At 71.9% G+C, this 24,629-nt stretch carries 24 protein-coding genes; 5 read left to right on the top strand and 19 right to left on the bottom strand.

Going from position 1 to position 24,629, the window contains the following annotated elements; translation table 11 throughout:
* Positions 1-39 precede the first annotated feature (39 nt).
* The 4 genes from B0I28_RS03625 to B0I28_RS03610 all read left to right on the top strand — a co-directional run bounded on the left by B0I28_RS03625 (position 40) and on the right by B0I28_RS03610 (position 4,735).
* Positions 40-1,182, top strand: coding sequence for a sensor histidine kinase (locus tag B0I28_RS03625; protein ID WP_146147957.1), 1,143 nt, complete (start codon positions 40-42; stop codon positions 1,180-1,182).
* Positions 1,179-1,850 (top strand): response regulator, encoded by a 672-nt coding sequence (locus B0I28_RS03620; RefSeq protein ID WP_106362418.1) that lies wholly within the window; start codon positions 1,179-1,181, stop codon positions 1,848-1,850. Before B0I28_RS03625 ends, B0I28_RS03620 begins: the two co-directional genes overlap by 4 nt.
* Before the next feature lie 107 nt (positions 1,851-1,957).
* Positions 1,958-4,072 (top strand): MMPL family transporter, encoded by a 2,115-nt coding sequence (locus B0I28_RS03615; RefSeq protein ID WP_106362417.1) that lies wholly within the window; start codon positions 1,958-1,960, stop codon positions 4,070-4,072.
* Between the two features lie 129 nt (positions 4,073-4,201).
* Positions 4,202-4,735: an HdeD family acid-resistance protein gene (locus B0I28_RS03610; protein ID WP_245888874.1), complete on the top strand. Its 534-nt coding sequence runs from the start codon at positions 4,202-4,204 to the stop codon at positions 4,733-4,735.
* A gap of 54 nt (positions 4,736-4,789) precedes the next feature.
* Here the strand turns inward: B0I28_RS03610 and argH are convergent, their stop codons facing one another.
* The 10 genes from argH to B0I28_RS03560 form a co-directional block, all read right to left on the bottom strand.
* Positions 4,790-6,184: an argininosuccinate lyase gene (argH, locus tag B0I28_RS03605; protein ID WP_106362415.1), complete on the bottom strand. Its 1,395-nt coding sequence runs from the start codon at positions 6,182-6,184 to the stop codon at positions 4,790-4,792.
* On the bottom strand, positions 6,184-7,395 hold the full coding sequence (locus tag B0I28_RS03600; protein WP_106362414.1) for an argininosuccinate synthase: 1,212 nt from the start codon (positions 7,393-7,395) through the stop codon (positions 6,184-6,186). The genes argH and B0I28_RS03600 overlap by 1 nt, the downstream gene beginning before the upstream one ends.
* Complete coding sequence (locus B0I28_RS03595) at positions 7,392-7,931, bottom strand: arginine repressor (protein ID WP_106362413.1); 540 nt, start codon at positions 7,929-7,931, stop codon at positions 7,392-7,394. The genes B0I28_RS03600 and B0I28_RS03595 overlap by 4 nt, the downstream gene beginning before the upstream one ends.
* Positions 7,932-7,995: 64 nt before the next feature.
* Positions 7,996-8,919, bottom strand: a complete 924-nt coding sequence (gene argF, locus B0I28_RS03590; RefSeq protein WP_106362412.1) for an ornithine carbamoyltransferase — start codon at positions 8,917-8,919, stop codon at positions 7,996-7,998.
* On the bottom strand, positions 8,916-10,118 hold the full coding sequence (locus tag B0I28_RS03585; RefSeq protein WP_106362411.1) for an acetylornithine transaminase: 1,203 nt from the start codon (positions 10,116-10,118) through the stop codon (positions 8,916-8,918). Before B0I28_RS03585 ends, argF begins: the two co-directional genes overlap by 4 nt.
* Positions 10,115-11,017 carry an acetylglutamate kinase gene (argB, locus tag B0I28_RS03580; RefSeq protein WP_106362410.1) on the bottom strand — a complete coding sequence of 301 codons (903 nt, stop codon included), beginning with the start codon at positions 11,015-11,017 and terminating at the stop codon, positions 10,115-10,117. Before argB ends, B0I28_RS03585 begins: the two co-directional genes overlap by 4 nt.
* Positions 11,014-12,168 carry a bifunctional glutamate N-acetyltransferase/amino-acid acetyltransferase ArgJ gene (gene argJ, locus B0I28_RS03575; protein ID WP_106362409.1) on the bottom strand — a complete coding sequence of 385 codons (1,155 nt, stop codon included), beginning with the start codon at positions 12,166-12,168 and terminating at the stop codon, positions 11,014-11,016. Before argJ ends, argB begins: the two co-directional genes overlap by 4 nt.
* On the bottom strand, positions 12,165-13,178 hold the full coding sequence (gene argC / locus B0I28_RS03570) for an N-acetyl-gamma-glutamyl-phosphate reductase (RefSeq protein ID WP_106362408.1): 1,014 nt from the start codon (positions 13,176-13,178) through the stop codon (positions 12,165-12,167). Before argC ends, argJ begins: the two co-directional genes overlap by 4 nt.
* A gap of 89 nt (positions 13,179-13,267) precedes the next feature.
* Positions 13,268-13,924 (bottom strand): response regulator, encoded by a 657-nt coding sequence (locus tag B0I28_RS03565; RefSeq protein ID WP_106362407.1) that lies wholly within the window; start codon positions 13,922-13,924, stop codon positions 13,268-13,270.
* Positions 13,917-15,086, bottom strand: coding sequence for a sensor histidine kinase (locus B0I28_RS03560; RefSeq protein WP_106362406.1), 1,170 nt, complete (start codon positions 15,084-15,086; stop codon positions 13,917-13,919). Before B0I28_RS03560 ends, B0I28_RS03565 begins: the two co-directional genes overlap by 8 nt.
* Before the next feature lie 115 nt (positions 15,087-15,201).
* Here B0I28_RS03560 and B0I28_RS27065 point away from each other — a divergent pair, with 115 nt between their 5' ends.
* On the top strand, positions 15,202-15,609 hold the full coding sequence (locus B0I28_RS27065; protein WP_181245622.1) for a YrdB family protein: 408 nt from the start codon (positions 15,202-15,204) through the stop codon (positions 15,607-15,609).
* Here B0I28_RS27065 and B0I28_RS03550 read toward each other — a convergent pair.
* From B0I28_RS03550 to infC, 9 genes are all read right to left on the bottom strand, one after another.
* Positions 15,587-16,039, bottom strand: coding sequence for a DUF4190 domain-containing protein (locus tag B0I28_RS03550; protein ID WP_106362404.1), 453 nt, complete (start codon positions 16,037-16,039; stop codon positions 15,587-15,589). The two genes, B0I28_RS27065 and B0I28_RS03550, sit on opposite strands and share 23 nt — an antisense overlap.
* Entirely contained in the window at positions 16,039-16,773 is a 735-nt protein-coding gene (locus tag B0I28_RS03545) for a phosphatase PAP2 family protein (RefSeq protein ID WP_181245621.1), read from the bottom strand. Before B0I28_RS03545 ends, B0I28_RS03550 begins: the two co-directional genes overlap by 1 nt.
* 46 nt (positions 16,774-16,819) lie before the next feature.
* Positions 16,820-18,217, bottom strand: a complete 1,398-nt coding sequence (locus tag B0I28_RS26790) for a penicillin-binding transpeptidase domain-containing protein (RefSeq protein WP_146147956.1) — start codon at positions 18,215-18,217, stop codon at positions 16,820-16,822.
* A 284-nt stretch (positions 18,218-18,501) separates the two neighbouring features.
* Positions 18,502-20,985, bottom strand: coding sequence for a phenylalanine--tRNA ligase subunit beta (pheT, locus tag B0I28_RS03535; RefSeq protein ID WP_106362402.1), 2,484 nt, complete (start codon positions 20,983-20,985; stop codon positions 18,502-18,504).
* A gap of 3 nt (positions 20,986-20,988) precedes the next feature.
* Entirely contained in the window at positions 20,989-22,050 is a 1,062-nt protein-coding gene (gene pheS, locus B0I28_RS03530) for a phenylalanine--tRNA ligase subunit alpha (RefSeq protein WP_106362401.1), read from the bottom strand.
* A 147-nt stretch (positions 22,051-22,197) separates the two neighbouring features.
* Positions 22,198-23,001, bottom strand: a complete 804-nt coding sequence (locus B0I28_RS03525; RefSeq protein ID WP_106362400.1) for a TrmH family RNA methyltransferase — start codon at positions 22,999-23,001, stop codon at positions 22,198-22,200.
* Between the two features lie 17 nt (positions 23,002-23,018).
* A complete protein-coding gene (gene rplT / locus B0I28_RS03520; protein WP_106362399.1) occupies positions 23,019-23,402 on the bottom strand; it encodes a 50S ribosomal protein L20 in 384 nt (127 codons plus the stop codon).
* Positions 23,403-23,450: 48 nt separating this feature from the next.
* The gene (rpmI, locus tag B0I28_RS03515) at positions 23,451-23,645 is read right to left on the bottom strand and encodes a 50S ribosomal protein L35 (protein WP_106362398.1); all 195 of its coding nucleotides are present in this window, start codon (positions 23,643-23,645) and stop codon (positions 23,451-23,453) included.
* Positions 23,646-23,715: 70 nt separating this feature from the next.
* A complete protein-coding gene (infC, locus tag B0I28_RS03510) occupies positions 23,716-24,345 on the bottom strand; it encodes a translation initiation factor IF-3 (protein WP_106362397.1) in 630 nt (209 codons plus the stop codon).
* Positions 24,346-24,629: the final 284 nt, after the last annotated feature.

Raw genomic sequence — 24,629 nt, 5'->3', positions numbered from 1 at the left:
CGCCCGGCCCGGGCCGGGCGCTCCCCTACAGTTGTTGTTGTGAAACGACCTGCGACCCTGTTCCGGCCCGGCGACCTCGTTGCGGGGGCCGTGAACGCGGTCGTGGTCCTGACCTGGTCGTTCGTGCAGTGGGAGCTGCGCATCACCGACACGCAGGGCCTGAACGAGGGCCTGGCGTGGGCGATGATGGGCGTCTCGATCGTGGCGCTGTTCTTCCGGACCCCGTACCCGCTCGCGGTCACGCTCGTCACGTGGGCGGCGACGCTGGTCTACTACCCGGCGTCCTCGACGGACGGGCCGATGCTCTCGGCGTTCGTGGTCGCGCTGTACACGCTCGCGGCCCTCGGCAGGCTCGTTGCGGCGTCGGTGATCGCGGCGAGCACGTTCGTGATCGTCGTGGTCTCGGAGGTCCTCGCGGACTTCGCGCACATGACCGCCAGCGAGACGTTCATGCTCTCGGGCTGGATCATCGCGGTCCCCGCGATCGGCGCGGTCGTGGCGCACCACCGCCGGTACCGGGCCGAGACGCTCGTAGCGCTGGAGGAGACGCAGCGCCGTTCCGTCGCCGAGGAGCGCATCAGGATCGCGCGGGACCTGCACGACGCCGTCGGGCACCACCTGTCGCTCATCAACGTGCAGACCACCGCGGCGCTGCGGAAACTGCGCAAGGACCCCTCGTACGCGACCGGGGAGGTCCTGGAGGTCGTGGCCGAGACCAGCCGGATGTCGCTGCGGGAGCTGCGGGCCATGGTCGGGGTGCTGCGGGAGGCCGGGGAGGCCGCGCCGACCGGGCCCGGCCCGAGCATCGCGCAGCTGCCGGCGCTCGCGGAGGCGGCGCGGGCGTCCGGCCTGGAGGTGGACCTGCGCGTCGACGGGGGCAAGGAGGTGCCGGTGGCCGTGGACGCCGCCGCGTACCGGGTGGTGCAGGAGTCGCTGACGAACGTGCTGCGGCACGCGCGCGCGACCCGCGTGCAGGTGAACGTGGTGATCGGGACGTCGACGCTGGCGCTCGCGGTCGTCGACGACGGCGTCGGGGATGCCAAGGGCGCGAACAAGGCCGGGAACGGTCTGGCGGGGATGCGCGAGCGCGCGGAGGGCCTCGGCGGTACCTTCGACGCGGGGCCGCGCGAGGACGGCGGCTTCGCCGTGGAGGCCGCGTGGCCGTTGGAGGTGCCGAAGTGATCCGGGTGATGCTCGTCGACGACCAGCGGCTGGTGCGCGCCGGGTTCGCGTCGATCCTCGGCGACGAGGAGGACGTGGAGCTGGTCGGCGAGGCCGGCGACGGCGCGGAGGCCCTGGAGCTGGTGCGCTCCAAGCGTCCCGACGTGGTGCTCATGGACATCCGGATGCCGCGCATGGACGGCCTGGAGGCGACCGAGCGGATCGGGCGGGACCCGAAGCTCGACGGCGTCAAGGTCGTGATCCTGACGACGTTCGACGAGGACGACTACGTGTACCGGGCGCTGCGCGCGGGCGCGAGCGGGTTCCTCGTCAAGGACACCGATCCGGATGAGCTGATCCACGCGATCCGGGTGGTCGCGGCGGGCGAGGCGCTCATCTCCCCGAAGGTGACGCGGCGGCTCATCGCCGAGTTCGCGGGCCGCGTCGCGCGGCCCGAGCCGAGCTCGAAGCTCGGCGCGCTCACCGAGCGGGAGACCGAGGTGCTCAAGCTGGTGGCGACGGGCATGAGCAACGACGAGATCGCCAGGACCCTGTTCCTGTCCCCCGCGACGGCGAAGACGCACGTCAGCCGCATCATGTCGAAGCTGTCGGCGCGCGACCGGGCGCAGCTGGTGGTGACCGCGTACGAGGCCGGGCTCGTCCGTCCCACGTGGACCGACGGGCAGTGATGCTACCGGGGTGGTACGGGCCCGGGAGGGCCTGATCCCGCGGAGGTAGCGCGAATGCCGCTGCCGGGACGATGCGACCGGGCCCCTGCGGCGGCGATAGTCGCGGCATGGAACAAGACCTCGCCCGCCCGCGCTCGCGCATGGCCCGCCTGTCCGACTGGACGCAGCGCCGGCCGCTCACCGCACTCCTCGTCTGGGTCCTCGTGTTCGCCGCGTCGATCGGCGCCGCCGCCGTCGTCGGATCGGCGTTCGACGACGACTTCTCGATGCCCGGCACCGAGTCCCAGGAGCTCTCGGACCTGCTCGCCGACCGCGCCCCCGACGCGGACCCGGTGACCGTGCAGGTCGTGTTCGCCGCCGATGCCGTTGCGGCCGAGCAGGACCGCGTGGACGCGCTGCTCGCCGACCTCGCCGCGATGCCCGGCGTCGGGGCGGTCACCGACCCGTACACCGAGCCCGGCGCGATCAGCGCCGACGGGACCGTCGGGTACGCGACCGCCGCGTTCGACGGGACTACCGAGGAGGCCGCGGCGCTGCTGCCGGTGGCCGAGGACGCCGCCGGGGACGGCCTCGACGTCGCGCTCGGCGGCGACCCGATCCGCGAGGCCGAGGAGGGCGGCGGCGGGGCCGCCGAAGGCATCGGCATCCTCGCGGCCCTGGTGATCCTCGTGCTCATGTTCGGGTCGTTCCTGGCCGCGAGCCTGCCGCTCATCACCGCCGTGTTCGCCGTGGGCACCACGTTCTGCCTGGCGCAGCTCGTGTCCCACGTGACGACGCTGCCGACGTACCTGACGCCCATCCTGTTCCTGGTCGGGCTCGGCGTCGGCATCGACTACGCGCTCCTGATCTTCGCCCGGTTCCGCTCCGAACTCCTCGGCGGCGCGGCCAGGCGCGACGCCGCCGCCACCGCCCTCGACACCGCGGGCCGGTCCGTGCTGTTCGCCGGGTCGGTCGTGATCGTGGCCCTCATCGGCCTGTACGCGCTGGGACTCGGTGCGCTCCAGTCGGTCTCGATCGCCGTCGCGCTCGTGGTGCTGGTGACCATGCTCGCGTCGGTGACGCTGCTGCCCGCGCTGCTCGCCATGTTCGGCAAGCGGATCGAGAAGCGGGTGAGGAAGCACGCGGCGAAGGCCAAGGGCGTGCCCGGGCGGCGCTGGAACGCGTGGTCGCGGCTCGTCGAGAAGCAGGCGTGGCTCGCGATCGTCCTCGTCACCGTCGGCCTCGTCGCGCTGTCCGCGCCCCTCGCGGGCATCCGGCTGGGCTTCGCCGACGCGGGCACCGAGTCCGAGGAGCTCCAGAGCCGCCGGGCGTACGACATGCTCGCCGACGGGTTCGGGAAGGGCTTCAACGGGCCGCTCCTGGTCGTCACCGACGGGACCGAGGCCGAAGCGGCCGCGGCCTACGACGCGGTCGGCGCGCTGGACGGCGTGGAGTACGCGACCCCGGCGTTCCCCATCGGCGAGGACCTGTGGATGTCCACGGTGTTCGGCACCGGCGGGCCCAGCGACGAGGCCACCGTGGACCTCGTCCACGAGCTGCGCGACGACCTCGACGGCGTCGCGGGCGACCAGTACGTCGGCGGCGCCACCGCCGCGGCGATCGACTTCAGCGACATCATCGAGCAGCGGGCGCCGCTGTTCCTGATCCTCGTCGTCGGCCTGTCGATGCTCCTGCTCATGGTCGTGTTCCGGTCGGTCCTCATCCCGATCAAGGCCGCGATCCTCAACCTGCTCACCATCGGCGCGAGCCTCGGGCTCGTCACCTGGATGTTCCAGGGCGGGGCCCTCGGCGCCGAGCCGGGCCCGATCGAGGCGTTCGTGCCCGTCATGTCCTTTGCGATTATTTTCGGGCTCTCGATGGACTACGAGGTGTTCCTCATGTCCCGCATGCGCGAGGAATGGGTCCGCGGCGGCGACGCCCGCGAGGCGGTCCGCAAGGGCCTCGCCTCCACCGGCGGCGTCGTGACCGCGGCGGCCGCGATCATGATCGCCGTGTTCGGGGCGTTCGTGTTCAGCGAGTCGCGGCTGCTCCAGCAGTTCGGCGTCGGCATGGCCGCGGCGATCTTCCTCGACGCGTTCGTCATCCGCGTGCTCCTCGTGCCCGCGATCATGAAGGTCCTCGGCCGGTCCGCGTGGTGGATGCCGAAGTGGCTCGACCGGGCCCTGCCGCACGTCACCGTCGAACCCGAGCGCGAGCCCGCGAAGGAGCCCGCCCGAGCGTAGGAACAGGGAACCCAGGGCCCCGGCGCGCTGCGCCGGGGCCCGTTTTCATGCCGTTTCCACACGTTCGGGCCCCGCCGGGGCTAGCGTGGCAGGTACAAGCGTTACCGCAGGTGGAACGGGGTGGACACGATGCTCGAACTGCTCGCCAAGAACTGGGCGTGGGTCCTGGTGCGCGGCATCTTCACGATCGTGTTCGGCGCGCTCGCGGTCTTCTGGCCCGGCATCACGCTCCTCGCGCTCGTGATCCTGTTCGGCGCGTACGCCGTGGTCGACGGCATCACCGCGATCGTCATGGGCCTGCGGCGGCACACCGGCCGCGGCTTCCTCATCTTCATGGGCGTCCTCGGCGTCGTCGCCGGCGTCATCGCCCTCGTGTGGCCGGGCATCTCCGCGCTCGCGCTGCTGTACGTGATCGCGTTCTGGGCCATCGTCACCGGCATCGGCTCGCTCGTCAACGGCTTCGGCCTCGGCCGCGACGCGGGCGGGCGCTGGCTGTTCATCCTCTCCGGCCTCGCCGGGATCGTCCTGGGCATCCTGCTGCTCGCCAAGCCCGGCGAAGGCGCCATCGCGCTCGTGGTGACGATCGGGTTCTTCGCGATCGTCTGGGGCCTGCTCACCGTCATCACCAGCGTCAGGCTGCGGCGGCTCTCCAAGGAGATCTGACCGGAACGGAAAGCGGCCCGCGCCGAGGCGCGGGCCGCTTCGTGGTCTCCGGTCCTACTCGGCCCAGGCGCGCCAGGACGCGATCTGGTCGCGGACCTGCGCGAGCTGGTCGGCGACGGCCTTCGGGCCGGTCGAGCCGGGCGTGGTGCGGCCCGCGAGGGCGCCGTCCACGTCGAGCACGGCCTTCACCGACGGGTCGAGGTGCGCGGAGATGGACGCGAAGTCCTCGTCCGCGATCTCGTGCAGCTCGATGCCGCGGGCCTCGCAGTGGGCCACGCAGGCGCCCGCGATCTCGTGCGCCGAGCGGAACGGGATGCCCTTGCGCACCAGCCAGTCCGCGATCTCGGTGGCGAGGCTGAACCCCTTCGGCGCCGAGGCGCGCGGGACCTCGACGTTGAACGTCATGGTCTCGACCATGCCGGTCACCGCGGGCAGCAGGAGCGCCAGGTTGTCCAGGGAGTCGAAGACCGGCTCCTTGTCCTCCTGAAGGTCCTTGTTGTACGTGAACGGCAGGCCCTTGAGCGTCACGAGCAGCGCGGTCAGGTTGCCGACGAGGCGCCCCGACTTGCCGCGGGCCAGCTCGGCCACGTCCGGGTTCTTCTTCTGCGGCATGATCGACGACCCCGTGGAGAACGCGTCGTCGAGCGTCACCCAGCCGAACTCCTGGCTCGACCAGAGGATGACCTCCTCCCCCAGGCGGGAGAGGTGGACGCCGATCATCGAGCAGACGAACAGCAGCTCGGCCGCGAAGTCGCGGTCGGACACGCCGTCCATGGAATTCGCGACGGGCGCGTCGAAGCCGAGCTCCTCGGCCACGGCCACCGGGTCGAGCGGCAGCGAGGAGCCCGAGAGCGCGCCCGCGCCCAGCGGGGACACCGCGGCCCGCTTGTCCCAGTCCCGCAGGCGGTCCAGGTCCCGCAGGAGGCCCTGCGCGTGCGCGAGGAGCTGGTGCCCGAGGGTCACCGGCTGCGCGTGCTGGAGGTGCGTCATGCCCGGCGCGGGCGCGTCCACGAGGGCCGCGGCCTGCCCGGCCAGCGCGTCCACCAGCGCCGTGACGTCCGCGGCCAACCCCCGGGCGTGGTCGCGGCAGTACAGGCGCAGGTCGGTGGCGATCTGGTCGTTGCGGCTGCGTCCGGCGCGGAGCTTGCCGCCGAGGTCGCCGAGGCGCTCCACGAGGCCGCGTTCGAGCGCGGTGTGGACGTCCTCGTCGGCGATGGTCCCGGTGAAGGTCCCGTTCGCGACGTCCTCGCCGAGTGAGTCCAGTGCGGACAGCATCTGCGTCAGCTCGTCGGCGGTGAGGAGCCCGGCGCGGTTGAGCACGCGCGCATGGGCTTTGGAGGCTTTGAGGTCGTACGGTGCGAGCCGCCAGTCGAAGCCGATCGAGGCGTTGAGCGCTTCGAGGGCCGCGGCGGGGCCGCCGGTGAAGCGGCCTCCCCACAGTTTCGCCATTACTCGGCCTCGGCCTTGATCCGCTCGTTCCGGGCGGCGGCGAGCTTGGCCGGGAGGCTCCACAGCTCGACGAAGCCGCGCGCGTTGGACTGGTCGAAGGCGTCGCCCTCGTCGTAGGTGGCGAGGTCGAAGTCGTAGAGGCTGGTCTCGGAGCGGCGGCCGGTGACGGTGGCCTTGCCGGCGTGGAGGGTCAGCCGGACCTCGCCGGTGACGTAGGTCTGCACGTCGTTGACGAAGGTCTCCAGGCTCTGCTTGAGCGGGGAGAACCAGAGGCCGTCGTAGACGAGCTCGCCCCAGCGCTGGTCGACGGTCCGCTTGAACCGGGCCTGCTCGCGCTCGATGGTGACGTTTTCGAGCTCCATGTGGGCGGCGATCAGGGTGATGCCGGCCGGGGACTCGTAGACCTCGCGGGACTTGATGCCGACGAGCCGGTCCTCGACCATGTCGATCCGGCCGATGCCCTGCGCGCCGGCGCGCTGGTTGAGCTCGCTGATGAGCTCGAACGCGGACTTCTCGACGCCGTCGAGGGCGACGGGCTTGCCGGCGACGAAGGTGATGACGACCTCGTCGGGCTCGCGCTCCTCGGCGGGGTTCTGGGTGTAGTCGTAGATGTCCTCGATGGGGCCGTTCCAGATGTCCTCCAGGAAGCCGGTCTCGACGGCGCGGCCCCACAGGTTCTGGTCGATCGAGTACGGGGACTTCTTGGTCACGTCGATGGGGAGGTGCTTCTCCTCGGCGAACGCGATGGCCTTGTCCCGGGTCCAGGCGAAGTCGCGGGCGGGCGCGACGACCTTGAGGTGCGGGGCGAGGGCGGCGAGGCCGGCCTCGAAGCGGACCTGGTCGTTGCCCTTGCCGGTGCAGCCGTGGGAGACGATCGTGGCGCCGTGCTTCTCGGCGGCGGCCACGAGGTGCTTCACGATGAGCGGCCGGGAGAGCGCGGAGACGAGCGGGTAGCGGTCCATGTAGAGGGCGTTGGCGGCCACGGCGGGGAAGCAGTAGTCGGCGGCGAACTCCTCGCGCGCGTCGACGATCTCGGCGGCGATGGCGCCGCAGCCGAGGGCCCGCTGCTTGATGACCTCCATGTCCTCGCCGTTCTGGCCGACGTCGATGGCCACGGCGATCACTTCGGCGTCGAGCTGCTCGGCCAGGTACGGGATCGCGACGGACGTGTCGAGGCCGCCGGAGTAGGCGAGCACTACCTTCTCGGTCATTTCTGGTTCTCCTTTATTTCCTCAGTGGTGGCGTGGTAGGGGTCTGGCGCTTTGCCGGCCCAGGTAAGAAACTGGTCCGCGATCTGGGTCCCGAGGACCCCGTCGCGGGCGATGACGGCGATCGTGTCGTCTCCGGCGATGGTGCCGATGACGTCGGCGAGGCCGGAGCGGTCGATCGCGGAGGCGAGGTACTGGGCGGCGCCGGGCGGGACGCGCAGGACGGCCATGTTCGCGGAGTGGTCGGCGCCGACGAGCAGTTCGCGCAGGAGGCGCTGGAGCCGGTCGGGGGCCGCCTCGGCGTCGCGGAGGGGCCGTTCGCCTTCCGCGAAGATCGAGTAGACCGCGGACCCGCCGTCGGTGCCGCGGACCTTGACGGCGCCGAGTTCTTCGAGGTCGCGCGAGAGCGTGGCCTGGGTGGCGTCGATCCCGTCGGCGGCGAGGAGCGCGGCGAGTTCGGTCTGGGAGCGGACGGCGCCGTTCGAGATGTGCTCGACGATGCGGGCCTGGCGTGCGGCCTTGGTGGTCGGTTGATTCATCAGCGTTCACTCCGGTTCGGGGAAGCGAGCGAAGCGAGCGGAGGGCGGGGCGACGGGTGCGGGCTCACGAGGACTCCTTGAGAATCCAGGCGAGCAGGGCCTTCTGGGCGTGGAGCCGGTTCTCGGCCTGGTCGAACACGCGCGAGTGGGGGCCGTCGATCACGTCGTCGGTGATCTCCTGGCCGCGGTGGGCCGGGAGGCAGTGGAGGACGATCGCGTCGGCGGCGGCGTGGGCGAGGAGGTCGGCGTTGAGCTGGTAGTGGTTGAGGTCGGCGAAGCGCTTCGCGCTGTCGTCCATGCCCATGGAGATCCACGCGTCGGTGGAGACGACGTCGGCGCCGGAGACGGCTTCGACGGGGTCGGCGGTGACGGTGACCGATCCGCCGGTGGTCGCGTTGATCTGCGCGGCGCGCTCCAGGACCTCGTCGGCGGGCTGGTAGCCCGCGGGGGCGCCGATGCGCACGTGCATGCCCGCCATGGAGGAGGCGATGACGGTGGAGTTGCCCATGTTGAACGCGGCGTCGCCGACGTAGGCGATGCTCGTGCCCTTGAGGGGCTTGTGCTCGGCGATGGTCTGGAGGTCGGCGAGGAGCTGGCAGGGGTGCCAGCCGTCGGTGAGCGCGTTGACGACGGGCACCGTGGCGTGCTCGGCGAGCTCGGCGATCCGGTCGTCGCCGAAGGTGCGGATGACGATCGCGGAGACGTACCGGGAGAGGACCCGGGCGGTGTCGGCGATGGTCTCGCCGCGGCCGAGCTGGGTGGACTGGGCGTCGAGGACCACGGAGTGGCCGCCGAGTTCGGCGATGCCGACGTCGAAGGACAGCCGGGTCCGGGTGGAGGGCTTCTCGAAGACGACCGCGACGGACTTGGGGCCCTTGAGGGCCGGGTAGGCGTAGCGGTCGGCCTTGAGCTTCGCGGCCAGGTCGAGGACCTCGGCCTGCTGGGCGGGGGTCAGGTCGTCGTCTTTGAGGAAGTGCTTGAGGGTCACGGTCGTCCTCCGGGTGCGGGACAGACGGCGTCGAGGGCCGCGATGAGCTTGTCGCAGAACAGGTCGATCTCGTTCTGGGAGATCGTCAGCGGGGGCGCGATCCGGATCGTGTCGGGCCGGGGCGCGTTGGCGAGGACGCCGAGGCCGATGAGGTGCTTCACGACGTCGGCGGCGACGGGCTCGGCGAGGGCGATGCCGCGCCACAGGGCCTGGCCGCGGACCTCGGTGACCCGGGGGTCGGCGAGGAGCCGCGCTTCGAGGTGCGCGCCGAGGGCGAGCACGTTGTCGAAGAGGTGGTCGCGCTCGATCGTGTCGATGACGGCGAGGGACGCCGCGCACGCGATCGGGTTGCCGCCGAACGTGGAGCCGTGCGTCCCGGGGGTCAGGAGCGCCGCGGTGGCCTCGGTCGCGAGGACCGCGCCGATCGGCACGCCGCCGCCGAGGCCCTTCGCGAGGGTCACGACATCGGGGACGATCCCTTCGGCGTGGTGGGCGAACCAGGCGCCGGTGCGCCCGAACCCGGACTGGATCTCGTCGAGCACGAGGAGCGCGTTGTTCGCAGCGGTGAGTTCCCGTGCGGCCTTGAGGTATCCGGCCGGGGCGGGGACCACGCCGGTCTCGCCCTGGGTGGGTTCGAGGAACACGGCGGCGACGGTGTCGTCGAGGGCGGCCTTGAGCGCGTCGGCGTCGCCGTAGGGCACGAACACGACCTCGCGCGGGAACGGCCCGAACGGCTCGCGGATCGCGGCCTTCCCGGTGATCGAGAGCGCGCCGAGGCTGCGGCCGTGGAAGCCGTGCTCGGTGGCGACGATCTTGGCCTTCCCGGTGGCGTTGCCGTGGAGGATCGCGAGCTTGAGCGCGGCCTCGTTGGCCTCGGTCCCGGAGTTGCACAGGAACACCCGGCCGGGGTTGCCCCACAGTTCGAGGAGCTTCTCGGCGAGCTCGACCTCCTTCTCGTGCAGGAAGAGGTTCGAGGTGTGCGCGAGCCGCGCGGCCTGGCCGCCGATCGCCTCGACGAGCGCGGGGTGGTTGTGCCCCAGGCTGGAGACGGCGATGCCGCCGATCATGTCGAGGTAGGCGTTGCCGTCCACGTCGATCACGGTGGAGCCTGAGCCCTCGCGGATCGCGACGGGCGGCAGGCCGTAGTTGCCCATGAGCGCCTTGGCGTACCGGGCCTTGATCTGCTCCGAATAGGTCATGCCGTCTCCTGGACCATGGTGCCGACGCCGTCGGTCGTGAAGATCTCCAGCAGGGTCGAGTGCGGGACCCGGCCGTCGATCACGTGCGCCTGCGGGACGCCGCCCTTGACGGCGCGCAGGCACGCCTCCATCTTCGGGACCATGCCCGCCTGGAGCGAGGGGAGGATGTCCGCGAGATGGTCGGTGGAGATCTGCCGCAGCAGCGAGTCCTTGTCCGGCCAGTTCTCGTAGAGCCCCTCGACGTCGGTGAGGACGATGAGCTTCTGCGCGCCGAGCGCCTCCGCGAGCGCCGCGGCGGCGGTGTCGGCGTTCAGGTTGTAGAGGATGCCGTCGTGGTCGAGCGCCACCGTGGAGACCACGGGGATGCGCCCGGCGGCGATGAGGTCGTCGATCGCGGCGGTGTTGACCGACGCGACGTCGCCGACCCGGCCGACGTCGACCCGCTCGCCCTCGACCTCGGCCCAGCGGCGCTTCGCGGTGAACAGCTGCGCGTCCTCGCCGGACATGCCGACCGCGAACGGCCCGTGGTTGTTGATGAGGCCCACCAGTTCCCGGCCGACCTGGCCGACCAGGACCATCCGGACCACGTCGGCGGCCTCGGGGGTGGTGACCCGCAGGCCGCCCTTGAACTCGGAGGCGATGTCGAGTTTCTTCAGCATCGCGGAGATCTGCGGGCCGCCGCCGTGGACGACGACCGGCTTGATGCCGACGTAGTGGAGGAACACCATGTCCGCGGCGAACGCGGCCTGGAGCTCCGGGTTGATCATGGCGTTGCCGCCGTACTTGACGACCACGATCGAGCCGGTGAACCGCTGGAGCCACGGTAGCGCCTCAATGAGGGTCTCCGCTTTGCCAAGGGCCGCTTGCAGATGCGGTGCGAGGTCACTGATATCGGTCATGTGCTGTACGCCGAGTTCTCGTGGACGTAGTCGTGGGACAGGTCGTTGGTCCAGATCGTGGCCGAGGCGGCGCCGTGGTGGAGGTCGATGTCGATCTTCACGTCGCGGCCCTTGAGGTCCACGAGGTCGCGCGGCTCCCCGGCGGCGCCGGCCTTGCAGATCCACACGCCGTTGACGGCCACGTCGACCGCGTCGGCGTCGAACGGCGCCTTCGCGGTGCCGACGGCGGCGAGGATGCGGCCCCAGTTCGGGTCCGAGCCGAACAGCGCGGTCTTGACGAGGCTGTCGCGGGCCACGATCCGGGCCACCTCGACCGCGTCGTCCTCGGTCGCCGCGCCCGAGACGGTGATCGCGACGTCCTTCGTGGAGCCCTCGGCGTCCGAGAGCAGCTGGTGCGCGAGGTCCTTGCACAGCTCGGTGAGCGCCGAGATGAACTCGTCGGCGGCGGCCTCGACGCCGGAGGCGCCCGAGGCGAGCAGGAGCACGGTGTCGTTGGTGGACATCGACCCGTCGGAGTCGAGCCGGTCGAACGAGTACCGGCAGGCGGTGCCGAGCGCGGCGTCCGCGAGCGGGTGGTCCACGACGGCGTCGGTGGTGAGCACGACGAGCATCGTCGCCAGGCCCGGCGCGAGCATCCCCGCACCCTTGGCGATCCCGCCGAGGCTCCAGCCCGCGGGGCTCGCGACGACGGCGTTCTTCGCGACGGTGTCGGTGGTCATGATCGCCGTCGCGGCCGCGGGACCGCCGTCGGCGGCGAGGGCCTTCGCGGCGGCCTCGACGCCCGGCAGGAGCTTGTCCATGGGGAGCCGCTCGCCGATGAGCCCGGTCGAGCACACCGCCACTTCGACTGCGCCGCAGCCGAGGACCTCGGCGGTCTTCTCGGCGGTGGCGTGCGTGTCCTGGAAGCCCTCGGGGCCGGTGCAGGCGTTCGCGCCGCCGGAGTTGAGGATCACGGCCTTGAGCGCGCCGGTGGTGAGCACCTGCTGCGACCACTTGACCGGGGCGGCCTTGACGCGGTTCCCGGTGAACCGGCCCGCGGCGACCTGGAGCGGGCCCTCGTTGACGACCAGCGCCATGTCGGGCTTCCCGGAGGGCTTGAGGCCCGCCGTGACGCCGGACGCCTTGAAGCCCTTGGGAGTCGTGATGGTCACGGCGCCACTCCGTTCACGGTGAGCCCGGCGGCCTCGTCGAGGCCGAGCATGAGGTTCGCGCACTGCACGACCTGCGCGGCCGCGCCCTTGCCGAGGTTGTCGATCGCGGCGGTCACGATGATCCGCCCGGAGTCCTTGTCGGTGCCGCCCTGGAGCAGGACCGCGTTGGTGCCGTAGACGGCCGCCGTCGACGGCCACTGGCCCTCGCGCAGGACCCGCACGAAGTGCTCCCCCGCGTAGGCCTTGTTCAGGGCGTCCCGCACGTCCGCCGCCGAGACCTCGGCGAGGGGCTTGGCGGTGACGGTGGAGAGGATGCCGCGGGGCATCGGGGCGAGCAGCGGGGTCATCGAGACCGACGCCGCGCCGGTGGCCTGCTTGATCTCGGGCACGTGCTGGTGCGCGCCGACCTTGTAGGGGCTGATCGAGCCCATGACCTCGGAGGCGAGGAGGTTCTTCTTCGGGGCGTTCCCGGCGCCGGAGGTGCCGGAGGCGGCCACGACCACGACGTCCTCGGGCGAGGCGATCCCGGCGTCCAGGAGCGGCCGGAGCGCGAGCACCGTGGCGACGGCGTAGCAGCCGGTCGCGGCGACCCGGTCGGCGGCGGCGATCTGCTCGCGCTGGCCGGGCAGCTCGGGGAGGCCGTAGGTCCAGGCCCCGGCGTGGGGGCCGGAGTAGTAGGCGTCCCAGGCCGCGGCGTCTTCGAGCCGGTGGTCGGCGCCGAGGTCGACGATCTTCTGGGAGGCGGGCAGCTGCGCGGCGAGCGCGGCGGACTGGCCGTGCGGGAGGGTCATGACGACGAGGTCCGCGTCGGCGAAGGCCTCCGGGGTCGTCGGGGTGAAGCGTCGGTCGCCGTACGCGGACAGGTGGGGGTGGACTGCGGTGATGTACTCACCGGCGTTGCTGTGCGCGCCCGCGGCGGCGACGTCGAGCTGCGGGTGGTCGGCCAGCAGCCGGAGCACCTCGCCTCCCGCGTAGCCGCTGGCTCCCGCCACGGCGACCTTGAACGTCACTGGAAACCTCCGTCTTGAATGACTATGCAGAGAACTGTATCAGCATTCAGACGAGGCGCGAAAGGGATATTCCGCTGAGTGGGATGTGACTATCGCCCCTGTTCGCGGGCAAAGATCGCGGCTTGGACGCGGTTGGTCAGACCCAGTTTGGCGAGCACGCGCGTGACGTGCGACTTCACCGTCGCCTCGGCCATGCCCAGCTCCGCGGCGATCTCCGCGTTCGACATGCCCTCGCCGATGAGGCCCAGGACCTCGGTCTCGCGGCGCGTCAGCGCGTCCAGGCCCGCCGCGTCGGCCTCGATCGGAGCGTACGCGGGCCTGGAGCGCGCGAACTCGGCGATAAGGCCGCGGGTGACGGCGGGCGAGATGAGCCCGTCCCCGCGCGCGATCGTGCGCACGGCCTCCACGAGCGTCGCCGCGTCGGCGTCCTTGAGCAGGAACCCGCTCGCGCCCGCCCGGAGCGCGTCGAAGACGTTCGCGTCGTCGCCGTAGGAGGTGAGGACCAGGACGTCGGCGGTGCCGCGCAGCTCCGCGGCCGCCGCGATCCCGTCCTTGCGGGGCATCCGGATGTCCATGACCACCACGTCGGGCCGCAGCTCCTTCGCCAGCGCGACCGCCTCGACCCCGTCGGCGGCCTCGCCGACCACCTCGATGCCCTCGTCGCCGTCGCCGCCCGCGCTCTCCAGGAGCATCCGCAGCCCGGCGCGCACGGCCGCGTGGTCGTCGGCCAGCAGGACCCTAGTCATGTTCCGTCACTCCTGTCGGGATCTCGGCGCGGACGGCCCAGCGGTCGCCGTCCGGCCCGGCATGGACTTTCCCGCCCAGGAGGCGGACGCGCTCGGTCATGCCGACCAGGCCCGATCCGGCTCCGGGCACCGCCTCCTCGTTGCCGCCCAAGGCGTTCACGACGGTGACGACGAGCGTCCCGGGCGTGTACTCGATCGCGGCGACGGCGTCGCGGCCGTGTTTGAGGGCGTTGGTGAGGGACTCCTGGACGACCCGGTACGCGGTCAGCTCGACCTCGCCGGGCAGATCCCGCGGCTCGCCCTCGGTGCGGAAGTCGACCTTGAGGCCGACGGCGCGCATGCGCTCGGCGAGTTCGGGGATCTGGTCGATCCGGTAGGCGGCCAGCTCCTCGCCTTCGTCCCCGGCACGGAGGATGCCGATGATGCGGCGCAGCTCGGCGAGGCCGTCGACGCTGGAGGCGCGGATCGCGGCGATGGAGGTGCGCACGGCGTCGGAGTCGAGGTCGCGGCGGGCCTGGAGGGCGGTGGACTGGAGGGCGATCGCGGAGAGGTAGTTCGCGACGGTGTCGTGGAGCTCGCGGGCCATGACGGTGCGTTCGCGCAGCACGGCCTCGCGGCGGCGCACGTCGGCGAGGCGGGCCATCTGCTCGGCGCGCTCGCGTTCGAGGAGGGCGCGGTCGTGGGCCTGGCGGACGATGATGCCGGTCGCGATCGGGGACAGCAGGACCACGGCGAGGATCGCGAGCGTGGTGAGGACCCCGGTGGTGCCGCCGCCTTCGAGGAGGACGAGCCCGCCGAGGCCGAGGACCCCGACGACGACGGCCGGGGTGAGGACGCGGACGCCGCGGCGCGGCCCGTAGCGCGCGTAGGCGTAGAGGTTGTCGGTGTAGACGCAGATCGTGGCGAAGGTGACGCCGATGGCGATCTCGGTGCCGAAGCCGACGGTGCCGAGGGCGAGGCACAGGCCCGGCGAGGCGCGGCGCACGACGACGCCGAGGCAGGTGAGGCCGAAGGGGATGAAGCGCACCCACAGCGGCAGGTCGACCATGTACGGCTCGAAGACGCCGAGTCCGATGAAGAGCGATCCGAGGACGAAGATGACCCCGGCGGCGATGAGGTCGCCTCTGCGGATGCGCCGGAGGAGGCCGGGCGGACTGGTCATGCCCCCATCCCATCACGTCCCGGGGCGCGCGGCCTCGGTCCGGGAGGGGAGGCGGGCTCCGACTTTGGTCGCACCCAACGCACCCCATCTGTCCCGGAGGGTCCATCATGTTCGGGTGACCCAGGTGAATCCTCCCCAGTTCCGCCCCGAGTGGGAACGGTACAGCGGGGTGCTCCGCACCCTCGTGATGGCCAACGCGTTCGTCGCCCTCGTGCTCGAACTGGCCCTGTTCGTCTTCGTCGCCTGGTGGGCGCTCGACCTCGACCACGCGCTGTGGACGCGGCTGCTCATCGCGGTCGCGGCGGTCGGCGCGCTCGTGGCCCTGTGGGGTGCGTTCGCGGCGCCGAAGGCGCGCGTGCCGCTGCCGGTGGCCGGGACCGTGGCCGTGAAGGCGGTGGCGTTCGGCGCGGGGGCGTGGGCCCTGTGGGGGCTCGGGCTGCCCGCGGCGGCGATCGCGTTCGCGGTGCTCGCCGCCGCGAACACCGCGGCCGTGACGTATTTCAGGCGACCCCGAGGAGCGTGAGGACCACGCTGTAGTCGTCCCAGCTGGGGTCGCTGGTCGGCAGCTCGTCGAGCTCGCTGAAGAGCGCCCCGAACGTGGTGACCCAGAAGACCACGTAGAGGATCCAGAACACGATCGAGGCGACGCCGATCCAGCCGAGGACGATCCCGGTGGTGGCGAAGCCCTCGCCGCTCTCGCCGCGCTCGGCGATCTGGCGCTTGGCGATGGTGCCGAAGATGAGTCCGAGGATGCCGATGGGGTTGCAGACCCCGACGATGCCGACGACGAGCGCGGCGATCGCCATGCCGTTCATGGGCGGCTGCGGGGCCGGGTACCCGTAGGGCGGCGGGTATCCGTACGGGGGGTAGGGCGGCGGCGGGTAGGGCTGGCCGGGCGGCGGCTGCTGCGGTTGCTGGGCCTGCGGGTCGTACATGGGGTCGGGCGTGGACATCAGGGCACCTCTGCTATCGCGTGTTTCCCGTTTCCCACCGAGCGTAAGGCACCGGATCCATCGGCGTCGGTCCCGACGGGCGCGTCGAGGGCCTCGCGCTGGGCGCGTTCGCGGTCGAGCAGGGGCGTGAGGGCGAACCACGCGAGGGCGGTGACAGACCAGCCGAGGGCGGCGCCCGCGATGGTGTCGGTGAGCCAGTGGGCGTGCTGCCAGGTGCGGGCGCCCATCATGAGGACCGTCAGGAACACGGCGACCGGCCACCAGGTCCGGAGGTGGCGGGCGGGGATCCAGACGACGGCGACGATGACGACGAAGGCGGCCATGCGCGCGGCGTGCCCGGAGGGGAAGGCCCAGGAGCCGGTGTCGATCATGACGTCGAGGGGCCGGGGCCGGTCGCCGACGCGTTTGACGAGGTCGACCGCAATGGCGGACGCGGCGACGGCGGCGCACGCGAACACGGCCGAGCGCCAGCGCTTCGTGAGGAGCAGGGCGACGACGGCGATGGCGAGGAGCGCGAGGCCCGGTGCGGCGCCGAGGCGGTTGAGGAGCTGCGCGAGCTGCCAGCGGACGCCGTCGGCGGGGCCGCCGACGAGGGCGTTCCAGTGGTCGTCGAGGCCCTGCCACGGCGGTGTTCCGGCGAGGCGGATCCATATCGCGTCGCCGAGGACTCCGAGCGGGACGAGGACGGCCAGGGCGAGCGCGAGGCGCGACTTCGGGAAGCCGTTGGGAGTCATGGGCTGCATGGTAGCCGAGGCCTTGTGGAGCGTCCGGGGCGTCCGCTCAGCAGAAGGGCCAGCTGTTGCACTCGCTGGTGGTCTCCTCGGGTTCGTCCGAAGTGGTCGGTTCGGGCTCGGGTTCGGAGGAGGTGGTGGGGTCGGGCTCGGGCTCCTCGCTGGTCTCCTCGGCCTCGCTGGAGGACTCGGCCTCGCTGGGGCTCTGGGAAGCGGCGCATCCGGCGTCGTCGGGGTGGGCCTGGCAGTACTCGCCGTCCGGGTCCATGGATCCGTCGTCCTCGATGCCGTCGGTGAGGTCCTCGCCCTCGCCGGAGGCGCCGGGGAGCCGCTCGGCCTCGTAGCCCCTGGTCTCGATGGCGGTGTCGATGACGTTGCGCCACAATGGCAGTCCGCCGTCGGCGGCCGCTGATCCGTTGGCCCAGGCGGCGACGCTGAGCTGGGGTATGGCGCCGACGAACCAGGACTGGGTGGTGGTGCCGTGGAAGTCGGCGCCGATGCCGAAGAAGTCGCGGTCCTCCATGGCGTCGGCCTCGCCGAGGCCGATGAACTGGAGGTCCTGGGCGGTGGTCTCGGCGATCGCCTGGTTGGTGCGGATGTCCTGGTCGGCGCGGATCTCGCCGTCGCCGGAGTCGAGGACGGCGTCCACGAGGTGGGTCTCGGCGTACTTGCCGCCCGCGGCGATGGTCGCGTAGACGCCGGCCATGTCGACCACGGGCACGGGGTAGGAGCCGAGCCCGGCGGGGTCGAGGCCGTCGTAGTCGCCGGAGGCGAGGTCGCGGAGGGTCCCGTCGGCGTCGGCGATCGCGGTGAGGCCCATGCCGTTCGCGGTCTCCAGGACCTTCGCGGCGCCGTACTCGCCAGCCATGGTGTCCATGGCGCCGTCGCGCTGCTCCTGCACGGCTTCGGCGAGGGTGACGTCCACGTCGTCGTCGCTCCACCAGGACTCGATGGACGCGCCGGATTCGAGCGCGGTTGCGGCGGTGATCATGTCGAACACGGAGGAGGAGGGGTGCGGGGCGGCGGAGCCGACGAGGTCGGCGCCGTTCTCCGCTTCGGCGCCGTAGTAGCAGAGCACGGCGCCGGTGCCGGGTTCGACGGCGACGACGCCCGCTTCGCCGGGGGTCTCCTCGGCGGCGTCCTGGAGGGCCTTGTCGAGGGTGAGGACGACGCGGTAGCCGTCGGGGTTGGCGTCCTCGTCGTAGAGCCGGTCGGCGGTGATGCCGTAGCGCGCTTCGAGTTCGGTGTGGATGCGCTCCACGAGGGACGGGTGCGAGTCGGCGAAGTCGGCGGGGAGGGCGCGGCCGTCGTTGTACAGGAGCGCGGCGTCCTCGGCGGTCTCGCCCGCGCCGCCGCCGGGGAGGTTGCCGAGGACGATCGAGGCGCCGACGGCGACGACGAGCGCGGCGGCGCCGCCGACGGCGAGGTGCAGTTTCGTGAACTGCATGTCGCGCAACCGGTCCGGGAGGGGGAGGGACCAGGCGGCGCGGCGCGCCCCGCTGTACGCGAGGCCCGCCCGGTGGCTCCCCGGGGGTCCGCCTTCAGAGCCGGACCGCCTCAGGCGCCTGCCGATGCGAGAGGGGTTCCCGTTATTCACACCACGTACCTTAAAAGGCGCGGACCATGCGACATGCCGCGGCTCCGGCCTTACTCCGAAATCCCGCCGTACCGGGACACGCAGTAAGGGCCCGGTGCCACCGAGGTGACACCGGGCCCTGAGACCGATCGGCGCTACTCGCGCAGCCCGGCGCCGAAGCGTTCCGCGGCGACCGCGACGGCGGCGTCGCGCACGGCCACGCCCTCCTCGTTCGTGAGGGTCCGGTCGTTCGCGCGCAGCTCCAGCTTGAACGCGAGGGACTTGCGGCCCTCGCCGAGCTTCGCGTCCCGGTACACGTCGAACAGGCGCAGCGAGTCGAGCAGCTCCCCCGCGCCTTCGCGCAGCGCGGACTCGACCTGCCCGGCGGGCACCGACTCGGCCACGACCACGGCGACGTCGATGAGCGTCGCCGGGAAGTGCGAGACCACCGGCGCGGGCGCGAGGCCCGGCAGCGGCAGCGCGGTCAGGTCCAGCTCCATCGCGGCGGTGCGGCGCGGCAGCCCGAGGCGCTCGCACACCTCCGGGTGCAGCTCCCCCGCGTGGCCGACGACGGCGCCGTCCACGCGCAGCTCGGCGCAGCGGCCCGGGTGCCACGGCGCGGCCTGCCCTTGGGCCGCTTCGAGTTTCACGCCCGCGGCGGCGGCCACCAGCTCGGCGGCCTCGACCGCGTCGGCCCAGTCCACGGCCCGGCCCGGCGCGTCCACTCCGGCGGGCACGGCCTGCCCGCACATGACGGCGGCGACGTGGCGCGGCTGCACCGGCAGGCGCCGGATCGCGGCCGCGATGGCCTCGTCGTCGGGGCGCTTGGAGACGGGCAGGACGACCGGGTCGAGCTCGGTCCAGCCCTCGGCGGGCTGGAAGACCAGGCCCTCCTCGAAGACCGCGAGGTCCTTCGCGCCGCGCGCCAGGTTGACGCGCACGGCGTTCACGAGGCTCGCGAGGACGGTGGTGCGCAGCAGCGGCGCGGCGTCGTCGAGCGGGTTGAGCACGGCGACGGCCTGGCGCTGCGGGTCCTTCTCGTCCAGGCCCAGCTCGTCGGCGCGGTCGCGTGAGACGAACGGGAACGTGTAGGTCTCGACGAACCCGCCGTCGGCCAGCGCGCGGGCCACGCGGCGGCGGCGCCGCTGCGCGGCCGTCAGGCCGGTCCCGGCGATGGCGCGGGGCGTCGCCGACGGCACGTGCGCGTAGCCGTGCAGCCGCACGACCTCCTCGACCAGGTCGACGGGGTCGGTGATGTCGGTGCGCCACGGCGCGGGCACGACGCTGAGCACGTCGCCCTCGCCGTCCACAGTGCATCCAGCGGCTTCGAGCATCGCGACCACGGTGGCGCGGTCGTAGTCGACGCCGACGGTCTTCGACGGCAGGGCCACGGGAAGCTCGATCGCGGGGATCGGCGTCCGGCGGTCGATGTCGGCGACCTCCTCCACGTGGGTCCCGCCGCCGTACTCGACGAGCAGGTCCGCGGCGCGCTGCGCGGCGATCATGCTCAGGGCCGCGTCGGCGCCGCGCTCGTACCGCTTCGACGCCTCGGAGGTGAGCTTGTGCCGCCGCGAGGTGCGGGCGATCGACACCGGGTCCCAGTGCGCCGCTTCGATGAGCACGTTCCGGGTGCCGGGGACGACCTCGGAGGTGAGGCCGCCCATGACGCCGGCCAGCGAGAGCGGGCCGGTCGCGTCGCAGATGACCATGTCCTCGGGGTCGAGCCTGCGCTCGACGTCGTCGAGGGTCTTCAGCGTCTCGCCGGGCTGGGCGCGGCGCACGACCAGGACGTCTTCGAGCGCGTCGCGGTCGAAGGCGTGCAGCGGGTGCCCGAGTTCGAGCATGAGGTAGTTCGTGACGTCGACGGCGAGGCCGAGCGGGCGCATGCCCGCCTGGGTCAGGCGCCGGGCCATCCACTCGGGGGACTCGGCGTTCGCGTCCACGTCGCGCACCTCGCGCAGCGTGAACCGCGTGCAGCCGTCGGTCTCCACGCGCACCGGGTACGGCGGGTGCTCGGTGGCCTTGGGCTCCACGGCCTTCGACGCTGGATCGGTGAAGGCGACGCCGAGGCGGTGCGCGACCTCGCGGGCGATGCCGCGCACCGAGAAGCAGTACCCCATGTCCGGGGTGATCGCCAGCTCGAAGACGACGTCGTCGAGGCCCACGACCGGGCGGGCGTCCTCGCCCACCGCGGTCTGCTCAAGCGTGCTTTCAGGGAGGACGATGATGCCCTCGTGGTCGTCGGAGACGCCGAGTTCGCGCGCGGAGCAGATCATGCCGTCCGAGAGGCGGCCGTAGGTCTTGCGGGAGGCGATCTTGAAGCCGCCGGGCAGCTCGGCGCCGGGCAGCGCCACGACGACGAGGTCGCCTTCGGCGAAGTTCCTCGCACCGCAGATGATCGAGCGCGGCTCGGCCTCGCCGACCTCCACCTGGCAGTGGCGGATCGGCTTCTTGAACTCGGTGAGCTCCTCGATCGAGGCGACGCGGCCGACCACGAGCGGGCCGGTGACGCGCCCGCGCAGGTCGTCCACCTCCTCGACTTCGAGGCCGGACTCGACCAGCGCGGCGTCGAGCGCCTCGGTGGACAGGTCCGCGGGCAGGGCGGCGTACTCGGCGAGCCAGGAAACGGGAATCCTCATCGTCTACTCCTCCACTCGCAGGCCGGCCGGGAACCGGACGTCGCCGTCGATGATGTCGCGCAGGTCGGTGATGCCGTGGCGCAGCATGAGCGCCCGCTCGACCCCCATGCCGAACGCGAAGCCCGAGTACACGTCGGGGTCGATGCCGCAGGCGCGCAGCACGCGCGGGTTGACCATGCCGCAGCCGCCCCACTCGATCCAGCGGGCGCCGTCCTTGTGGGCGGCGAACCAGACATCGACTTCGGCGCTGGGCTCGGTGAACGGGAAGTACGAGGGCCGCAGGCGGGTCTTCGCGTCGGGTCCGAACACGGACTTCGCGAAGTGGTCGAGGGTGCCCTTGAGGTCGGCCATGGTGATGCCCTTGTCGACCACGAGGCCCTCGGTCTGGTGGAACACCGGCGAGTGCGTCGCGTCCACTTCGTCGGTGCGGTACACGCGGCCGGGCGCGACCGTGTAGATCGGCGGCTCCTGCGTGAGCATCGTGTGGATCTGCACGGTGGAGGTGTGCGTGCGCAGCACCATGTTCGACCCGTACCCGCCGTCGCCGTCGGCGATGTGGAACGTGTCCATCATGGTGCGGGCCGGGTGGTCGGGGTGGATGTTCAGCGCGTCGAAGTTGAACCACTCCAGTTCGACCTCGGGGCCTTCGCCGATCGCGTACCCCATGGCGGCGAACAGGTCCGCGATCCGGTCCATCTGGACGTTGATCGGGTGGCGGGCGCCCTGGCGGCGCCGCGGCGTGCGGGCCGTGACGTCCACGGTCTCCTCGCTGAGGATCCGGGCCGCCTCGGCGGCCTTCAGGATCTCCTCGCGGGCCTCGTAGACGGCGGTGATCTCGGTGCGGGCGGCGTTGACGTTCCGGCCGGCCTCGCCGCGCTCGGGGCCGGGGATCGAACCGATCGCCCTGCGGGCCAGCGACACCGGGGCCTTGTCGCCGAGGACGGCGGACTTGGCGGCGGCGAGCGCCTCAAGGTTTCCGGCCGCTTCGATCGCGGCGGCGGCGTCTTTCACGGCCCTCGCGAGGGCCTCGGGCTGGAGCAGGCCAGCCTCGTTCTCAGTGCTCATTCGTCTCTCTCCTGGCGGGACCATCAGCAGTCTAGAAAAGACGCGCGGCGCGGCCGCAGCCCGCTGGGGAGGAGTGGTCGGCTAGCCGCCCAGCCCGCACCCGGCGGGCTGGATAAATTCGCGGCGACCGTAAGACATGAGTCCATGCTACTTCCTGCGCTGGGCGGCCGCACTCGCGTACAGGCACACCCCTGCGGCGACGGCGAGGTTGAGGCTCTCGGCCCTCCCCCAGATGGGGACGCCGACGCGGCGGTGGGCCAGCGCGGCGGTGCCGTCGTCGAGGCCGTGGGCCTCGGAGCCGAACAGCCACACGGTGGGCGCGTCCAGGTCCCCGGCCGCGTCGAGCGCGTACAGGTCGTCCCCGTCGGCGGCGGCCGCGAGGATCTGGGCGTGGACGAACACGTCGAGGAGGTCGGCGGTGTCGGCGGCGCGCACCACGGGCAGGTGGAAGAGGCTCCCGGCGGAGGAGCGCACGCACTTGCCGTTGTACGGGTCGACGGAGTCGGTGCCGAAGACGACGCAGTCGGCCCCGGCGGCGTCGGCCGCGCGGAGCACGGTCCCGGCGTTCCCGGGGTCGGTGATGCCGTGGAGGACCGCGATGAGCTTCGGGTCTTCGGGAAGCCGCTGGTCCAAGAACCGGCACACGGCCACGAGGCCCTGCGGTGTGACGGTCTCGGCGAGGGCGGCGAGGCCCTCGTCGGTGCAGGGGTGGACGTGCGCGCCCGCGGCGACCGCGGCATCGATCAGGTCCGTGTGGCGGGTGTCGGCGTCGAGGTCGTAGAACAGGTCGGTGACGACGCCCGCGTCGACGGCCTCGCGCACGGCCTGGGGGCCTTCGGCGAGGAACCGCTCGGCCTTGTCGCGGCCGCGGCGGCGCTGGAGCTTGCGGGCGTTGACGACCCGGGACGAGCGCGCGGTGAGCACGCCCGTCCCGGGTTCATCTGCGCTCATTTGAACGACGCCGGCATTTACGCTTCGACCGGGGCGTTGACGTCCTCGGGGAGGGCGGCCTTGGCGACCTCGACCAGGGCGGTGAACGCCGCCGGGTCGGAGACGGCCAGCTCGGCGAGGATCTTGCGGTCCACCTCGACCTCGGCGAGGGACAGGCCCTGCATGAAGCGGTTGTAGGTGATGCCGTTCGCGCGGGCCGCGGCGTTGATGCGGGTGATCCACAGCTTGCGGAACTCGCGCTTGCGGGCCTTGCGGTCGCGGTACGAGTAGGTGTACGAGTGGAGCAGCTGCTCCTTGGCCTTGCGGTACAGGCGCGAGCGCTGCCCGCGGTAGCCCTTGGCCTCTTCGAGTACGACGCGGCGCTTCTTCTTGGCGTTCACCGAACGCTTGACGCGTGCCACAGTAGGTCTCCTTGCGGTTAAAAGCGGTTGGAAGGCAATCGGGAGGGGCTACATGCCCAGCAGCTTCTTGACCTGCTTGGTGTCGGCCGGGGAGACCGACTGGTCGCCCGAAGCCTTGCGCTTGAAGCGGCCGCTCTTGGCCAGCATCAGGTGGTTCTTGCCGGCGCTGCGGCGCATCAGCTTGCCCGACCCGGTCACCTTGAACCGCTTCTTGGCACCGCTGTGGGACTTCATCTTCGGCATCTGCTTCTCCTTAGTTCAACCGGAGCGGGTCGGGCGCGTCGCCGCGCCCGGCTCCTCCGTTCGCCCGGGTCTAGGACTCGGGCGTCTCGTCGGGCTTCGGGGCCTCGGCCGGGGCGTCGGCCTGGGCCGGCTCGGCCTGCTCCGCGGGGGCCTGCTCGGCCTCGCCGCGGTCGCGGCCCTTGCGTCCGCCGCCCTTGATCTCGCCCTTCGGGCGGATCGGGGCGACGACCATGATCATGTTGCGGCCGTCCTGCTTCGCGGCGGACTCGATGACCGCGAGGTCGGAGATCTCCTCCGCCAGCTTGTCCAGCAGGCGGCGTCCCAGCTCCGGTCGCGACTGCTCGCGGCCGCGGAACATGATGGTGATCTTGACCTTGTCCCCGGCCGTGAGGAAGCGCACGATGTGACCCTTTTTGGTCTCGTAGTCGTGCTTGTCGATCTTCGGCCGGAGCTTCATCTCCTTGATGACCGTCTGCTGCTGGTTGCGGCGCGAGGCACGGGCCTTCTGAGCGGACTCGTACTTGTACTTGCCGTAGTCCATGAGCTTGCAGACCGGCGGACGGGCGGTGGGTGCGACTTCGACCAGGTCCAGGTCGACGTCCGCGGCCAGTTGCAGGGCCTTGTCGATCGACACGATGCCGACCTGCTCACCCTGCGGGCCGACCAGACGCACTTCCTTGGTCCGGATCTGGTCGTTCACGCGCAAATCGCTGATGGGGCCTCCTTGGTTGCGATTCTCGCCGACGCGTTCGCGCCGGCGCCCCTGTGGCTTTCGGGTCGTCACCGGTGCGGGTGCACCGGCGGCTCGTCGCGCAAGCGTGACCCAGCGGCCTCGGGCATGAGGTCCCAACAAAGAAAGACCCCAGCGTATGCCGGGGTCCACTCCAAAGCACGGCGAACTCGATCGCCGTCTTGTGACCCGGTCGCCAGTCGGCCCCGAAGGGCCCGGCTGCGGGTGGGAGCTGGACTCCGCTTGCTAGCACT

The sequence above is a fragment of the Glycomyces artemisiae genome (assembly GCF_003002955.1).
Classification (GTDB): domain Bacteria; phylum Actinomycetota; class Actinomycetes; order Mycobacteriales; family Micromonosporaceae; genus Glycomyces; species Glycomyces artemisiae.
This window is presented reverse-complemented; position numbering and strand designations above follow the sequence as displayed.

Coding starts and splice junctions, on each gene's coding strand:
- B0I28_RS03565 (WP_106362407.1), bottom strand. CDS start 13,924: ATGACTAGGGTCCTGCTGGCCGACGACCACGCGGCCGTGCGCGCCGGG.
- B0I28_RS03545 (WP_181245621.1), bottom strand. CDS start 16,773: ATGACTCCCAACGGCTTCCCGAAGTCGCGCCTCGCGCTCGCCCTGGCC.
- B0I28_RS03525 (WP_106362400.1), bottom strand. CDS start 23,001: ATGAGCGCAGATGAACCCGGGACGGGCGTGCTCACCGCGCGCTCGTCC.
- B0I28_RS03615 (WP_106362417.1), top strand. CDS start 1,958: ATGGAACAAGACCTCGCCCGCCCGCGCTCGCGCATGGCCCGCCTGTCC.
- B0I28_RS03550 (WP_106362404.1), bottom strand. CDS start 16,039: ATGTCCACGCCCGACCCCATGTACGACCCGCAGGCCCAGCAACCGCAG.
- B0I28_RS03610 (WP_245888874.1), top strand. CDS start 4,202: ATGCTCGAACTGCTCGCCAAGAACTGGGCGTGGGTCCTGGTGCGCGGC.
- B0I28_RS03560 (WP_106362406.1), bottom strand. CDS start 15,086: ATGACCAGTCCGCCCGGCCTCCTCCGGCGCATCCGCAGAGGCGACCTC.
- B0I28_RS03600 (WP_106362414.1), bottom strand. CDS start 7,395: ATGACCGAGAAGGTAGTGCTCGCCTACTCCGGCGGCCTCGACACGTCC.
- rpmI (WP_106362398.1), bottom strand. CDS start 23,645: ATGCCGAAGATGAAGTCCCACAGCGGTGCCAAGAAGCGGTTCAAGGTG.
- pheT (WP_106362402.1), bottom strand. CDS start 20,985: ATGAGGATTCCCGTTTCCTGGCTCGCCGAGTACGCCGCCCTGCCCGCG.
- pheS (WP_106362401.1), bottom strand. CDS start 22,050: ATGAGCACTGAGAACGAGGCTGGCCTGCTCCAGCCCGAGGCCCTCGCG.
- argB (WP_106362410.1), bottom strand. CDS start 11,017: ATGACCGATATCAGTGACCTCGCACCGCATCTGCAAGCGGCCCTTGGC.
- B0I28_RS03595 (WP_106362413.1), bottom strand. CDS start 7,931: ATGAATCAACCGACCACCAAGGCCGCACGCCAGGCCCGCATCGTCGAG.
- B0I28_RS26790 (WP_146147956.1), bottom strand. CDS start 18,217: ATGCAGTTCACGAAACTGCACCTCGCCGTCGGCGGCGCCGCCGCGCTC.
- B0I28_RS03585 (WP_106362411.1), bottom strand. CDS start 10,118: ATGACCTATTCGGAGCAGATCAAGGCCCGGTACGCCAAGGCGCTCATG.
- argH (WP_106362415.1), bottom strand. CDS start 6,184: ATGGCGAAACTGTGGGGAGGCCGCTTCACCGGCGGCCCCGCCGCGGCC.